A 14,675-nucleotide genomic window follows, 5' to 3' on the forward strand; every position below is an offset into this window, starting at 1 on the left:
AGGCGATCCTACCCCTCGTACCTCTTGAAGAGCACAGACGTGTTGTGGCCGCCAAACCCGAAGGCGTTGCTCATGGCCACGTTCACGCTGCGATCCTGGGGGGTATTGAAGGTGTAGTTCAGGTCACACTCGGCGTCCGCGTGCTCGAAGTTGATCGTCGGCGGAACGCGGTTGTGCCGAATCGCTCCAATCGCGGCGATTGCCTCCACGGCGCCGGCGGCACCCAGCAGGTGGCCGGTCATGCTCTTGGTGGAGGACACGTTCATATCGAACGCGTTGGATCCGAACACCGACTTGATGGCGTTGGTCTCTGCCACATCGCCGAGCGGCGTCGACGTGCCGTGCATGTTGAGGTAGTCCACGTCGTCCGGACCGAGATCCGCATGCTTGAGGGCCGATACCATGGCCGCCCGTGCACCGCGGCCGTCCGGGTCGGGCGCGGTGATGTGGAACGCATCTGCGCTCATGCCGATACCCGCAACCTCCGCGTAGATGTTCGCGCCGCGTGCCTTGGCGTGCTCGAGTTCTTCCAGGAACAGGGCCCCTGCGCCTTCTCCAAGCACAAAGCCGTCTCGCGTCGAGTCGAAAGGCCGACTCGCACTCGCTGGGTCGTCGTTCCGGGTCGACAGCGCCTTGAGCGCATTGAAACCGCCGACTCCAAGCTCTGTGACGGAAGCTTCCGCTCCTCCGCAGATGGCCGCATCGGCGTGGCCGAGCTGGATCAGCATGACCGCATCGCCCACGTTGTTGTTGCCTGTGGCACAGGCCGACACCACGCAGTAGTTGGGCCCGCGGAAACCGTGGCGGATAGAGATCTGACCCGGCGCGATGTCGGAGATCAGCATCGGGATGAAGAACGGCGAGAGCCGACGCGGTCCGCGGTTCTCATACTCGGCCGTCTGCTCGTGGAACGTCTTCATGCCACCGATGCCGCTCCCGAAGATCACGGCGATGCGATCCTTGACGTCCTCGGGCAGCTCCTCCGAGTTGATACCGGCATCCGCGATGGCCTGATCGGCCACCACCATGGCGTACTGGCAGAACCGGTCCATTCTGCGGGCAGCCTTGCGATCCAGATACTCGTGCACATCGAAACCTTTCAGTTCGCACGCGAACTTGGTGTCGAACGGTTCGGGATCGAAGTACGTAATCGGTGCTGCGCCGCTTTCGCCACGCATCATGGCGTCCCAGAATGCATCAGGCGTAAGCCCGATCGGGGTCAGAGCCCCCATTCCGGTGACGACGACACGACGGGAGTTGCTCGCCATCGGTTTCCACGTTTTGCGGTCCTCGAAAGGACCGATGGACAGACCTAGCCGGCCTTTTCCTGGAGGTAGCTGACCGCGTCGCCGACGGTGGCGATCTTCTCGGCCTCCTCGTCGGGAATGGTCAGGTCAAACTCCTTCTCGAATTCCATGATCAGCTCGACCGTATCGAGGGAGTCTGCGCCCAGGTCGTTCGTGAACGACGCATCGTTCGTGATGTCGTCTTCGTCAACGCCGAGTTTTTCGACAATGATCGACTTGACCTTGGCTGCAATGTCGTTGGACATGAGGTAGAGAGCTTAAGCTGATGGGTGCAAGCCCGCGCCCTACCGGAAGCGCGGTTTCCGGTTCCGGCAGGGGCGGTATCTGACAGGAAATTAAAGTAACCGGATCGCCACATTCCGCAAAATTCGGGTGGGTCCGGCCCGTATATCGCATCGTGGCGCCTGTGAGTGTCGCGTGCCCGTTCTGCGTTTCAGGCTCGCGAGATTGGGCGCATGCAGCTCGGCCGGTGTACTCGACTTGAGGCACACACACGGAGGGGAGGAACGCACAGGGCCAGGGTTACCAGCGCTCAGATTTCAGTTGAAACGATGGGCACCACGTGGCGTTGCAGCCGCTCTGTTTCAACTCGATCCCCATCCCTCCAGCCAGATGTCCCACCTCTTTACTTCCGAATCGGTCTCGGAAGGACATCCCGACAAGGTCGCCGACCAGATCAGCGACGCCATTCTCGACGCCATGCTGGCCCAGGACTCCAGGAGCCGCGTGGCCTGCGAGACCCTGGTAACCACCGGATTGGTGGTGCTTGCCGGTGAGGTTACTACTGATGCTTACGTGGATGTTCAGGAAGTAGCCCGAGAGGTCATCCGGGGCATCGGCTACACGGATCCGCGGCTTCGCTTCGATGCCGAGAGCTGCGGCGTGCTGAGTTCTCTGCACGAGCAGAGCCAGGACATTGCCCAGGGGGTCGATGAGGGCGCGGGCATGCACAAGGAGCAGGGTGCCGGTGATCAGGGCATGATGTTCGGGTACGCCTGTCGCGAGACCGATAGCCTGATGCCTATGGCCATCACCTATGCGCACGGCCTCGTGCGCGAGCTGGCCGGCATCCGCAAAGCCGCGGGCACGCCAATGCCGTACCTGCGACCGGATTCCAAGAGTCAGGTGACCATCGAGTACGAAGACGACGATCGCACGCCCAAGCGCGTGCACACGATCGTCGTGTCGACGCAGCACGCTGAAGACGTGACCGTCGATCAAATCAAGGCCGACGTGCGCACACACCTGATTCCCAAGGTTATCCCGGCAGACATGTTGGACGACAACCTGATTCTGCACGTCAACCCCACGGGGCGCTTTGTGATCGGCGGCCCGCACGGCGACGCCGGCCTCACCGGTCGCAAGATCATCGTCGATACCTACGGCGGAAAGGGCGCACACGGTGGAGGCGCGTTCAGCGGCAAGGACTCAACCAAGGTAGATCGCAGCGCAGCCTACGCGGCACGCTGGGTGGCCAAGCACCTGGTCGCCGCCGGCCTGGCGGACGAAGCCGAAGTCCAGCTTGCGTACGCCATCGGTGTGGCAGATCCCGTTTCCATCCGAGTCGAAACCAACGGCACCGGCAAGATTCCGGATCTCGACATGGAGCGCATCGTGCGCGAGGTGTTCGATCTTCGCCCGGCTGCCATCATCGAGACGCTGGATCTGCGCAAGCCGGTATTCCAACCCACGGCAGCCTACGGCCACTTTGGCCGGGGTGAGTTTGCCTGGGAGCAGCTGTCGCGGCTGAAGGAGATAGAAGTCACCGCATGATCCGACCGGGCATTCGCATCCAACTGTCGGCGGTCCTGCTCATGGCGGCCGCCGCAGTTCCTGCAGCGTTTGCCCAGGATGCCCGGCAGGCGGAGCCGTCCAGTGTGCGCATTGACAACGCACGTTGGCCGGTCGGTGCGGCGGCTCCGGCCGCCCGCTACCGCATGCAGCAGGACCTGCAGGGGCAAGAGCCTGCCCAGGCGCTTGCCCGGGACTTCGGGTGGCAGCCTGATGACCTGCAGCTGATTTCCCGGACCGAGCGCCAGGAATCCCGTCACCTGCTTTATCGCCAGACCTGGCAGGGTATCCCCGTCTGGAATCGGTTCGTGCGCATCAACCTGGACGGATCGGAGCGCGCCACCCTGGTGGTTAACGGCTTTCGGGCGCTTGAGAGTGAGCCGCCGGCACGCGCCGCAGTCAACGCCGCGGTGGCCCGCTCAATCGCCGCGCAGGACGGGTCCATGACCTCCACGCCCGAGCTGGTGGTCGTTGACATGGAGCCGGCTCGCCTTGCCTGGCATTTGATGGTTTGGCCGCGCCAGGAGAATTCAGAGTTCGAGGTCCTGGTCGACGCGATTTCGGGCGATGTGCTCCACAGGCAGGACATGACCGTGCGACGCCGCGGGGCGCACGCCGGACATGACTCCGCCACGGGGCCCCTGGTGCCCCATGTGCCAGTGGTGCACGGGCAGGCTTTCGTTGCCGACCAGCACGCCCGTCATGCGAGCCGCATCGATGGCACAGGCACGGTCTTCGATCCCGATCCGTTGGCCACCTCCGGCGCGGACTACGGCCCGCCCTTCGTGGACAACGACGACGCCACCAACGCGTCGATAGACGGCGAGATGGTGACCGTGACGCTTCGGGACATCACCCGAGGCGGCGATGGATTGTATCGCCTGGAGGGACCGTATGTGCGCATCGTGGGCGAGAATTCCGGTGGTGTCGAGGTGTACACGCCGCCCGTCGAGGCTGCGCCGACCTTTGCATACAACCGTTCAGAGCCCGGCTTTGAGGCGACCAGCGTCTACTACCACATTCACGAGAACCAGCTCTATCTGCAGGAGCTCGGCTTCCCCGACATCCAGAATGCGAGTCCGCTCCCTGTGAATCCGCAGGGGACCGCCGCAGATGACTCTGGCTGGTTGGCTTCGAGGCGCTTTCTCTTCTTCGGTACAGGTGGCGTCGACGACGGCGAGGATGTAGCGGTGGTGTTGCACGAGTACGGTCACGCCATCATCGAGGGAGTCTCACCCGGGCTGCGCTCCGGGCTCGAAGGTCGAGCGTTGCATGAGGGCTGGGCAGACTACTGGGCCATGTCGTACCAGCGTGGCATGATGGACAACGGTCTGTTGGCGCGGGACGACTGGGAGAACGTCTTTCGCTGGGACTCGGGACTGGGCTCGATCTGGGCCGGCCGTGTTCTGGACTTTTCGGGGCGATACCCGGACGATACCTGTTCGGACGATGGGTTCGCGGGCGGATGCTCCGTGCACAACGACGGCCGCCTGTGGGCCACCGTCATGATGGAGGTCTACGGAGACGTGGGCCGGACCGTGACGGACCGGTTGAGCATTCTGGCGCTCCCGTATCTGGCTCCGGGAGTCACATTTGGCGATGCGGCCGAGGCCGTGATCCAGGCCGACATCGATCACTACGGCGGCCAGCACGTCGAACAACTGATCGCGCGCTTTGCGCCTCGCGGGCTGGTAGACGCCTCTTCCTTTGGTCCGCTGATCAACCACGATCCGCTGGAGCGCACGGAGCAGGTGGGCGGTGTTCGGCAAATCGACCTCACGGCACGCGGGATCGGTGCGGACGTCACGTCTGTTTCAGTGATGTGGCGACACGGTTCCGGGGCCTTCAACGAAACCATGCTGTCACCGGGCGTCGATTTCGTCTGGTCGGGCTCCATTCCGCTGCCGGCCACTCCGGGTGAGGTGTCGTATTTCATTCGGGCCAGAGATGCCGAGTCGCGGGAGAGCCTGCGCCCCCGGGAGGCTCCCAGCACGGTCTACGCGTTCGAAACCGGTCCGGACACCCAGGCTCCGCAACTGGTTCATACTCCGCTCTCCGATATGTCGCTGGCCCAGTGGCCTCCCGATATCACCGCGGTGATCACAGACGAACTGGGCGTGCAAAGCGCCGTCATCGACTGGGAGATCACCATCCCGGGTGAGGGCACGCGCACGGGAAGTTCAGCCATGGAGGACTTTGAGGGCGAATGGCTCGGCGGCTTCGGGGTGGAAGCCAGCGAGATCGGTGTGGGAACGATGGTGACCTACCGCATCACGGCTACCGACATCTCGCAGGCAGAGAATCAGTCCGTTTCCGGCCCGCACTCGTTTGAAGTGACCGGCTCCGGCGTGTTGCGAAGCTTCGAGCCAGGTGCCGACACGGTGACCATGACCGGACTCTTCGCGGTGGGCGCACCGCGCATCGGCACGCTGACCGGGCGCACCGGGGCCACGGTGTGGGGTACGGATCCCGCCGCGCCCTACCCGGCGTCGGCGGGAGTTTCGACGCTGGAATTTCCCGAAATGAACCTGCGCGGATCCCATCAGCCTCTGCTGGTCTTCTGGCACTGGTTCGATACCGAGCACGACGGGAGGGCGGACCCGGCTGTCATGGGACCGGACGTGCTCTGGGACGGCGGTAACGTGAAGGTTTCCGTGGACGGTGGCAACAACTGGCAACCACTTGATCCGGTGTCGGGCTACACAGGCACGTTGATTGCCGGGCCGGACAATCCTCTGGCGGGGCAGCCTGCGTTTGGCGGATTCAGCCATGCATGGCGTCGGGCGGTCATGCCGCTGCCAGCTCTGCCCAATGTGCGCGTACGATTCGACTTCGGAACGGATGCCAGCAACTCGGAACAGGCCGTCGACTTCGCGGGCTGGTACATCGACGATGTCGTGGTGACCAACAGCCTCGAGACCGGGCCGGACCTGCCGGAGTTGTTGACCGAGCTGCCTGCGACGCAGACCGCTCCGGCCGGTGCAGCCCTGCCCGCGGTGACGATTGAGGTACAGGACGAAATCGGTGTTTCCGACGCCTGGCTCGACTACACGCACCAAACCGGCAATGAAACGCGCATCTATAGCCAGCGCATGGTGCAGGCGCCGGTAGATCTGTCCGAGTTTACCGGTGCGATGCCGCTGGCGTCCGCACCGATCGCCGGAGACGTGATTTCCTGGCGGGTCCGATTGCGCGATGTGGATGGCAACGAGGCCGAGTATCCTTCCGCGGGCGCGCCGCCCAACATCATCAACGTGCGCCTGGCCCTGCGAAGCGACCTGACGGAGTCGGCCGTGGCCTCGGGGGGGTGGCGTCGATCGCAGTCCGGCGTCTGGAACTACTCAGGGTCGGAGTCGGGTGCCCTGGTGTTTAGTCCGATTACCATCGCCGTGAATCAAATTGACTCGTCGTTCCGACTGGAGCACGAGTACAGTCTGAGTCCAGGGTCTCCCGGCGTGATTGAAGTTTCCCGGGACGGAGGCAGTTCCTGGGCGATGGCCGAACCGGTGGGTGGCTACCCGGGCGCCGACGCGTGGATTAGTTCGGCTTCCAGGAGAGTGGATGTGCTGGATCTCAGTCTCATGGCAGGGGAAATCATTCAACTCCGGTTGCGTGTCCTCACTCCGGAGAACCTGACCGGGTCAGAGCCTGTCGGGGGCAGCGGGAACGCGTGGCTGGTCTACGCAGCCGAGGTGGTGCAGGAAACGGTGGACGAGGTCTTTGAATTGCCGGGAGAGACCGTGCTCAACGCCAACTTCCCGGATCCCTTCAACGGCTCGACGACACTGAGTTTTTCGATCCCGACGGCAGGGCCAGTTCGCTTGACCGCGCACGACATGCTGGGTCGCCACATCGCCACCCTGGTGGATGATACCCGCGATGCAGGATCGCATTCGGTGATGCTCGACGCTTCCACCTGGGCATCGGGTGTGTATCTGGTTCGCCTTGATACCGGGACGGAGGTCAAGTTCGAACTGATCACACTCGCGCGATAGGTGCCTGAGGGTTCGTGCTCTCGTTCTCGTGCAGCACGCGCTGGCCTCCGCCGCCGAGACTCGCAGCCGGCATTGCTTCCGGAAGCGTGTTTTCCGGGCGAATCGAAACATTTGCGAGGAGCAGTCCCTATAACTAGTTGTTGTGCAACTAGTTAAGGGGTAGCCTACATGGCCCTATACAGCCACCAGGAAGCGACACTCGCAGATCTCAACGGATCCGGGTATTTGTTCAGAAAACGGAGCCCACTCGGTGACGAGTACAAAGGGGTTTTCTTTGGACCGGAAGGCGAGGCGGAAACGCTCGAGGCGCTGGTGGAGGATGAACCCGTGACGTTTAGCGGGGTGCTGTACAAGAAGAACCGATCCGGCAAGGTGACTTCCGAGCAGGTGGAGCTTAGCGTCGACGTGACCAGCTTCCGCGAAGTCTCCCTCGGAGACCGCGCACTGATTGAGGCGATCGACGTCTGATCGCACCCGACGCATTCAGAACAGAAAAAGGCCCGCTCTCGAGCGGGCCTTTTCTGTTTGGTGTCGCCGCGTGCGCGGCGATGTGAGGCTTCCGGGACTACGCTTCGCCACTGTCCCAGGTCAGAATGTCCTGTTCTGTCTTCTCGCGCGTCGCCCACTCCTCGGCATTCGGCAGTGGGTCCGCCTTTTCGGTAATGTTCTTGCCCAGGGCCTGCCATTGCTCGGCGAGGTAGGTGTTCCACTCCGCGTAATGCGACAGCTCTTCGGGGAGCTCATCGTCCGCGTAGATGGCCTCAACCGGACATACCGGAACGCAAGCGTTGCAGTCGATGCACTCGTCGGGGTGAATGGCCAAAAAGTTGGGACCCTCGTAGAAACAGTCTACGGGGCAGACCTCCACACAATCGGTGTGCTTGCAGTTGATGCAGGCCTCGGTAACGACGTAGGGCATTGCTGGCTGAAAAAGTTGGCCCGGAAGATACCCGCGCGGTCTACCGCGGACAAGGTGCGTTGCGTGTGCGCGGATGGACGCTGCGACGGGAGGCCGTCTGCCGCGACCACTATTTTCGGCCGATGTCACGGGATCTGAAAGCCCCCCGGGGCCGTCTTCCGGGTAGCTTCATCACTCATGTCGTCTGAAGAGGTCTATACCGCAGTAGCTGCCGGAGACTGGGCGGGTGCGCTGCACGCAGCGCACGCCGACCGCTCCGACAGCGCCGTCAGTGTCGAAGCCCGGCGCGTGCTGGTCGACTCCCTGCTGGGAGCCCTCGCGGGCGAGGGCCCCCAGCCGGGAGACGACCACCTGGAAAAGGCGCTGCTCATGCAGCACGCCGGCTACCTGGACGTTTCCGGCTCGGGCCTGGATCTGATCGCAGAAACCCTGGTGAACCGAAATCGCACCTTGCCTGAACGCGCAGCCCGGTACGCGCGCTTTCGGCCGGAGGCGGAAGCCTGCCGGGCCGTGCTGGCCCAGTTCGGTTCGCGGGACCGCGTTGACGCCTCCACCGAGGCTGGACGCATAACTGACGTGACCGGGGCTCCCAGAGCAGGGCTGCGATCCGTCTTCCGGTCTTCGCAGGAGCGGGTGCTGTTCCAGGCGGCGCGGCGTGTGTTTCCGGGATGTCTCGTGGTCCCCAACGCAGCACTGTCCAGTGCTCTGGACTTCAATCAAATCCGCGGCATGCTGTCCCGCGAGGAGAGCGAAACGTTTTTCCGCGCGCTCGTAGACCTGATTGTGTTCAACCCCTCCCACGACTTCCGGGCCGAGCTTTTTCTTGAGCTGGACAGCCCGTGGCATGACGATCCGCACCGCGGACAACGGGACAACGCCAAGGAACGCATGATTGCCCTTGCCGGGGGCCACCTGGTTCGACTCCGAACTACTGGCCAGATCGGACTCGCGGCCATGGTAGCGCTACTCGAGGAGGCCGCCGGATGAGAGGGCGCAAGATCCTGGAGGCAGGCTTCTGGACCGCTGGTCTTGTAGCCGTTGCTGCCGCAGACCCCGCGAGTGGCGGGCTGCTTTCGACGTGCCTGTTCGACCATCTGGGGGCCGCCATCGGACTCGACTTCTGCCCCGGATGTGGCCTGGGGCACGCCGTGGGCTACCTGGCGCGCGGACACGTGTCAGCAAGTTTGGCGGCTCACCCCCTGGCCGTGCCTGCCGTTCTGATTCTATCCTCCCACATCGTCGGCCTGATCCGGTCGGCTTCCACACAGAAAGCCTGATGTCAAAAGTCATCAAGTACATGCCCGAGCTGCGGGACGAAGAGCAGCTGCATGTCGCCGCCCTGTTCAAGGACATGAATGAAGAGCAGGCCGAACAGTTTGCCCGCGTCTATCGCCAGCGACGCAAGGAGGCCAATATTACGCTCGTCACGACCCTGCTGGGTCTCCTGAGTGTGGCCGGCGTGCAGCGATTCTATCTCGGGCAGATCTGGATGGGCGTGCTCTACTTCCTCACGGCCGGTCTGTGTGTCGTCGGGACCATCTACGATCTGGTGAACCACAAGTCACTGACGTACCAGTTCAACCAGAAGGAGGCCGAAGAGGTCGCCGATATCGTGATGGGCGCGTTCCCGGTGCGCCAGGCACTCACCGGAGGTGACGATGAGCAGGTGTAGCCTCCTGGCTCTGACCGTGTTTCTGCTTGCTGGATGCTCCCAGGACGGCAGTGACGTCACGTCGGCCATCCCTGAGGGCGGCACTCCGGACGAGTTGGCGCAGATCACGCTTCCGGACGGTTTTCGTATCGATGTGTACGCCAGTGGCGTCGTCAATGCACGGAGCATGACGCTCTCGGAGAACGGGACCCTTTTTGTCGGGACCAGGAGGGATGGTCGTGTCTGGGCCGTGCGGGACGAGGACGGAGATTTCCAGGCTGACGAGGTATTCGAGATCGATGCGGACCTGCAGATGCCCAACGGAGTCGCCATGCATGACGGCTCGCTCTATGTGGCTGAGGTTTCCCGGATCCTGCGCTACGACGACATCGAGAACCGGCTCGAGAATCCGCCCGATCCGGTTGTGGTCGTTGATAATCTGCCTACCGAGACCCACCACGGCTGGAAGTACATCGCCTTTGGCCCCGACGACATGCTGTACGTGCCGGTTGGTGCCCCCTGCAACATTTGCAACGAGCCTGAGCCGTTCGCGACGATTCTGCGCATGAATCCGGACGGGTCCGGCAGGGAGGTGGTAGCCCGCGGTGTGCGAAACACGGTCGGGTTCACCTGGCACCCAGAGTCCGGAGAACTCTGGTTCACGGACAACGGGCGCGATCATCTCGGCGACAACCTTCCGCCGTGCGAATTGAATCGTTTGACGGAGGTGGGACAGCATTTCGGTTATCCGCATTTCCACGGCGATGCCCTCGCTGACCCGGAATTCGGAGAGGGGCACCAGCCTTCCGATTTCATCGCGCCCGTGCAGAACCTGGGGCCGCATGTGGCGCCGCTGGGCATGGAGTTCTATACCGGCACGCAGTTTCCTGAAGCCTATGGGGGGCGGGCATACATCGCCGAGCACGGCTCCTGGAACCGGTCCGAGAAGATTGGCTACCGGGTAACCATGGTGACCCTGGACGAGCGCGGCGAGGCCACTGCGTACGAGCCGTTCGCCGAGGGCTGGCTACAGGGGGAGGACAACTGGGGCAGGCCGGTGGATCTGGAACACCTGCCGGATGGATCCCTGCTGGTTTCCGATGACCAGCGCGGGCGCATTTACCGGATCAGCTACACCGGTTGAGGTCGTGCCGAAGACCGCTGGTCAGCGGAGCACGGTGATTGGTTTGGCGTGTCGCGTTGTTCCTTCGGCGACCAGCAGGTAGGCCCCTGAAGGCAGTCCGTTCGTATCAATGCGAAACACGTGCTCGCCGGCCGCGAGCAAGCTCCTGTGCACTTCGCGGACCTCGCGTCCCAACGCATCCACCAGGTAGACACGGACCGGAGTCGCCTGCCCCGTCTCAAGGGTCACGGATGCTGATCCGGTGGCAGGATTCGGGTAGACGGACCGGACGCTGAAGCCGCCGGGCAGCTCCTGGCCTGACTCGGCAGATGTGCTCGCTGACCCGAACGCCCCCCATGAGGCATCAAGGGCGTAGCGCGCCTCCTTGATCGGGCTGACACTGGTGACGATCAGTGTCACGTCGATGAAGTTGCCGGTCAACCTGAAGCTCTGCCGCGAAGGAGGTACGTCGTGCCACTCCAGCGAGCCGTCTTCACGCGTCGCCACGACACGGCCACGCAGTCGGGTCCGGATATCGTCCAGGATTCCCGGCTGGATCGCAACGACCACCGGCGGAGCGTAGGCGTCGAAGTCCAGCGTCAGGTTCGCCAGCTCGTCGAAGTGGATGTAATGCACGGCGCCGCCTTCGACCGAAATGCGGTCTTCCGGGCTGGCCTCGGGTGTGGTCTCCGCCGTCGTGGTTTCGATGCGGAAATCGGGAGTCACCACAAGCGGGGCACTGAAGGAGCGCGTATACCCGAATCGCTCATCGACCGCTGGATCGTCCACAAGATTGGCGGTGTGGAAGTCTGCGATGACCGCAGCAAGGGGTCGCCCTGCACGGGTCACCACCGAGTCGACGCCGGCCGCCCCCTTGCGCTCGTTTCGAACCACCTCGCCCGGCAGGCTCGGATCGAGTTGGTCGGCTATGTACGAAAAGAAAAGCCGCCCCCTGTCATAATCCCGCCCGACGCCGTCTTCGTTGATGTCGCGCCAGGAGAACAGCCCGCGCTTGTGCTCGGTCGGCAGCGCGAGGTAACCGAAGGTGTCGGACGTGTAGCCGTTCACCACCATGCCATACTCCGCGACCCCCTCGGAGATAAAGGTCTCCGGGTCAAACTCGTAGTTGAAGTGGATCAAGTGCACGTACTCGTGCGCAATCAGCCTGGGCATGAACGACACGGACTGCAGTACGTCCAGATGCAGCACATCCCGGCCATTCCCCGGCTGGTCCGCGGTGAGGTCTGACGGGTGCACGAACCCGCCCACGTTTGCGTTGTCGATGTCGTAGAACAGGAAGTCCACGATGCCGTCCCCATCCACGTCCGGGGGTGTGCCGAACACGTCGTGCGCGTTCGCCATGACACCCTGGGTGGTGGAAATCGAGCCTGTCGGGGTACGCACGACCATGGCCTCGCGGATGGCTGCGAGCTCCGAATCCTGCATCTGCCCCAGATTGGCCACCTCCACCCACGCGTAATAGAGATCCGTCTTGTCCCGGAGCTCAAATTCCCGGTTCGCCCACGAGTTGCTGGACCACAAATAGACCCGGAAGGACTGCCGGTCCCCAATATCCGGCGGGCTCATACCCTTGCGTGCCGGGGCGATTCCCGCCCTTCGCTCCGCTTTGAGGGCCTCGATGGCAGGGGCAAAGCGCTCAGCACCCAGGAGGTTGCCGCACAGGTGCGCCGCCGACTGAGCGCCGGCCGTCTGCACCAGGAGCAGCAATCCTATCGCCGGGAGCAGGTGCCTCACTTCAGCAGCGTCAGCTGTTTGGTCATACGTTCGCCCGCCGCCTCCAGCACGTAGAGGTACGTTCCGCTGGGAAGGCGATCTGCGCTAAACCGCACCGTGTGCTCTCCGGCGGGGAAGGCGCCGTCTGCCACCGTCGCCACGCGACGTCCCAGTAGATCCACGACGAACAGCCTCACATCCGTGGACTGAGGCAGGCTGAATGCGATGTTGGTGACCGGATTGAACGGGTTCGGGTAGTTCTGGTCGAGCGCCACCCGACTCGGAAGTTCCGGAGCGTCTTCGGTCGGTGTCGCCTGGCCGAACGCGGCCCAGGAAGCATCGTAGTTGTACCGGGTCACGAAGGTGCGCCCGGGCTTCTTGTTGGCCACGACCACCCGGGCCTTGAAGTAGTTGCCCGGAAACACCTGTTCGCCTTCCTGCGGGTCCAGGGGCTGCGTGCTCCAGGTACCCATCTCATCCTGGAAAAAGATGCGACCTCCAATGGACTCTCTGGCAGCCGGCAGGATGACAGGGGCAGCGGCCGCATCGAACGAGATGCGCAGATCCGCAACGTTCTTGAACTCGAAATAGGCCGCGGCTCCGCTTTCCACACCCGGCAATTCACCATCCGCAAAGGGAGGTGTGTCCCCAGCGGATCCGCCTCCATAGGTGACGGGAATAGTCGCCCTTGCCCCGGAGGCTTCCACCTGCGAGCTGTAGACAAACGCAGCGCCAAGGCGCGCGTCATTCACCAGGTTGGCAGCATGGTAATTCATTACGACCTCAGCCAGCGAGGAGCCCGCGGCGGTAAGCACGGAATCGATGCCGTCTGCGCCCTTGTAGGGGTTGGCGGCAATTGCCGAAACGGTCTCGGGAGAGAATTGCTCACCGATGTAGCGCATGAAAAGCTCCGCCCTGGCGTAGTCCCGCACAATACTCGATCCCTGTCCCCAGGAGAAGAGCGGCTTTTCCGTCTCCTCCGTGATGCCGAGGAAGCCGTACCGGGAACGTCCGAGGCCGTTCACAATCGTCAGGTATTCGGCGATGCCTTCCGAGATGAAGGTCTGATTGTCGAACCCGGTGGCGAAATGAATGAGGTGAGCGTACTCGTGAGCCGCGGTGCCCGGGGTAGTCCCGTTCCGAATGCCCTGGTTGCTGTCCAGATAAAGGATGTCGGCCTGGTTGCCGATCCCCGGCGACGCGTTCGGGTTGATGTCTGCCGAGTGCACGTAGCCGGCCACGAAGCTGCCGCCGTCACTGCCCGGATCGATGTCGTACATGAGCACGTCAGTGACCCCATCGCCGTCATAGTCCGGCGGGGGACCGAGCACGGCCTCATTGTTTGCGATGACACCGGCATTTTCGTTGATGATGCTGCCTGGCGTCGACTCAACGAGGGCCGAGCGAAGCTCGGCGATCACATCTGCGGTGATGCGGCCTGAGGCGATTTCTCCGACTTCGGCCCAGAGGTAATACAGGCCGTCTTCCTTGTCGATGAGCTCAAAGTCCATCTCCACCCAACTATCCTCGCTCACCTTGAACGGCCGCTGGTCGCCGATGTCCGGCGGGGAGGCGGACTTGCGGGCTATTGCCAGATCGCCGCGTTCCCGCGCCTGTCGAAAGTTTGCGAGCGCCTCCAGGGCCTCGGGGGAAGTGGCGTCCGTGCCACAAACATGACCCGGAAGGTCATGTCCTGCATGCTGCCCACGAGCGTCCACCACGGTGAGCAGCATCAGAACCGCGAACGCGGTCAAAAGCTGATTTTTATACATAGAACTATTGCGTCTCCGGCAGCGTCTACGCGCTGAATTGTCTCAGGTCCCCGATGCAAAGTCCACTCCGAACTGCTCTACTCCTAACCCTTCTACCGCTCGTGGGCATGTCCACAGGATGTGCCAGCCAGGAGACCGTGGCAACCGTGCAGGAGATCGAAGTGGAAGGCACGGTTACCGTGCGGGGGAATGAGCCGTTTACGGCCGTCATTCTTGAGACGCCGGAAGGCAATTGGTACAAGCTGGAGCTCACCACCGAGCAACGGAGCGGCATGGTCAACCCCAGCGTTCAGCGCGTGCGGGGCACCGTTTCGCTGGGAGACTGGAACGGCCGTCCGTTCGCGGTGCTGACCGTAGGCAGTCTCTCGAGGGTGATGCGGTAG

13 protein-coding genes are annotated in these 14,675 nt (G+C 63.1%); 8 read left to right on the top strand and 5 right to left on the bottom strand.

Going from position 1 to position 14,675, the window contains the following annotated elements; genetic code table 11:
- Positions 1–8: 8 nt before the first annotated feature.
- Positions 9–1,268 carry a beta-ketoacyl-ACP synthase II gene (gene fabF / locus JJ896_05755; protein MBO6779136.1) on the bottom strand — a complete coding sequence of 420 codons (1,260 nt, stop codon included), beginning with the start codon at positions 1,266–1,268 and terminating at the stop codon, positions 9–11.
- A gap of 44 nt (positions 1,269–1,312) precedes the next feature.
- Positions 1,313–1,552, bottom strand: a complete 240-nt coding sequence (locus tag JJ896_05760; GenBank protein MBO6779137.1) for an acyl carrier protein — start codon at positions 1,550–1,552, stop codon at positions 1,313–1,315.
- A gap of 367 nt (positions 1,553–1,919) precedes the next feature.
- On the opposite strand from JJ896_05760, the gene JJ896_05765 reads away from it, so the two are divergent.
- The 3 genes from JJ896_05765 to JJ896_05775 all read left to right on the top strand — a co-directional run bounded on the left by JJ896_05765 (position 1,920) and on the right by JJ896_05775 (position 7,561).
- On the top strand, positions 1,920–3,080 hold the full coding sequence (locus JJ896_05765; GenBank protein MBO6779138.1) for a methionine adenosyltransferase: 1,161 nt from the start codon (positions 1,920–1,922) through the stop codon (positions 3,078–3,080).
- Positions 3,077–7,093: a M36 family metallopeptidase gene (locus JJ896_05770; GenBank protein ID MBO6779139.1), complete on the top strand. Its 4,017-nt coding sequence runs from the start codon at positions 3,077–3,079 to the stop codon at positions 7,091–7,093. Before JJ896_05765 ends, JJ896_05770 begins: the two co-directional genes overlap by 4 nt.
- Before the next feature lie 168 nt (positions 7,094–7,261).
- Positions 7,262–7,561 (top strand): hypothetical protein, encoded by a 300-nt coding sequence (locus JJ896_05775; protein MBO6779140.1) that lies wholly within the window; start codon positions 7,262–7,264, stop codon positions 7,559–7,561.
- 97 nt (positions 7,562–7,658) lie between these two features.
- Here JJ896_05775 and JJ896_05780 read toward each other — a convergent pair whose 3' ends face one another.
- The gene (locus JJ896_05780) at positions 7,659–8,012 is read right to left on the bottom strand and encodes a ferredoxin family protein (GenBank protein MBO6779141.1); all 354 of its coding nucleotides are present in this window, start codon (positions 8,010–8,012) and stop codon (positions 7,659–7,661) included.
- 177 nt (positions 8,013–8,189) lie between these two features.
- Between JJ896_05780 and JJ896_05785 the strand changes: the two genes are divergently transcribed.
- From JJ896_05785 to JJ896_05800, 4 genes are read left to right on the top strand one after another with little or no spacing between them, the layout of a single operon-like run.
- Positions 8,190–8,999, top strand: a complete 810-nt coding sequence (locus tag JJ896_05785; protein ID MBO6779142.1) for a hypothetical protein — start codon at positions 8,190–8,192, stop codon at positions 8,997–8,999.
- Positions 8,996–9,289 carry a DUF2752 domain-containing protein gene (locus tag JJ896_05790; GenBank protein ID MBO6779143.1) on the top strand — a complete coding sequence of 98 codons (294 nt, stop codon included), beginning with the start codon at positions 8,996–8,998 and terminating at the stop codon, positions 9,287–9,289. Before JJ896_05785 ends, JJ896_05790 begins: the two co-directional genes overlap by 4 nt.
- Positions 9,289–9,684 (top strand): TM2 domain-containing protein, encoded by a 396-nt coding sequence (locus JJ896_05795; GenBank protein MBO6779144.1) that lies wholly within the window; start codon positions 9,289–9,291, stop codon positions 9,682–9,684. Before JJ896_05790 ends, JJ896_05795 begins: the two co-directional genes overlap by 1 nt.
- A complete protein-coding gene (locus tag JJ896_05800; GenBank protein MBO6779145.1) occupies positions 9,671–10,807 on the top strand; it encodes a sorbosone dehydrogenase family protein in 1,137 nt (378 codons plus the stop codon). The genes JJ896_05795 and JJ896_05800 overlap by 14 nt, the downstream gene beginning before the upstream one ends.
- Before the next feature lie 21 nt (positions 10,808–10,828).
- Here JJ896_05800 and JJ896_05805 read toward each other — a convergent pair whose 3' ends face one another.
- The gene (locus JJ896_05805; GenBank protein MBO6779146.1) at positions 10,829–12,541 is read right to left on the bottom strand and encodes a T9SS type A sorting domain-containing protein; all 1,713 of its coding nucleotides are present in this window, start codon (positions 12,539–12,541) and stop codon (positions 10,829–10,831) included.
- Positions 12,538–14,292, bottom strand: a complete 1,755-nt coding sequence (locus tag JJ896_05810; protein MBO6779147.1) for a T9SS type A sorting domain-containing protein — start codon at positions 14,290–14,292, stop codon at positions 12,538–12,540. The genes JJ896_05805 and JJ896_05810 overlap by 4 nt, the downstream gene beginning before the upstream one ends.
- Before the next feature lie 107 nt (positions 14,293–14,399).
- Between JJ896_05810 and JJ896_05815 the strand changes: the two genes are divergently transcribed.
- Positions 14,400–14,675 (top strand): hypothetical protein, encoded by a 276-nt coding sequence (locus tag JJ896_05815; protein MBO6779148.1) that lies wholly within the window; start codon positions 14,400–14,402, stop codon positions 14,673–14,675.

The sequence above is a fragment of the Rhodothermales bacterium genome (genome assembly GCA_017643395.1).
GTDB lineage: Bacteria > Bacteroidota > Rhodothermia > Rhodothermales > UBA10348 > JABDJZ01.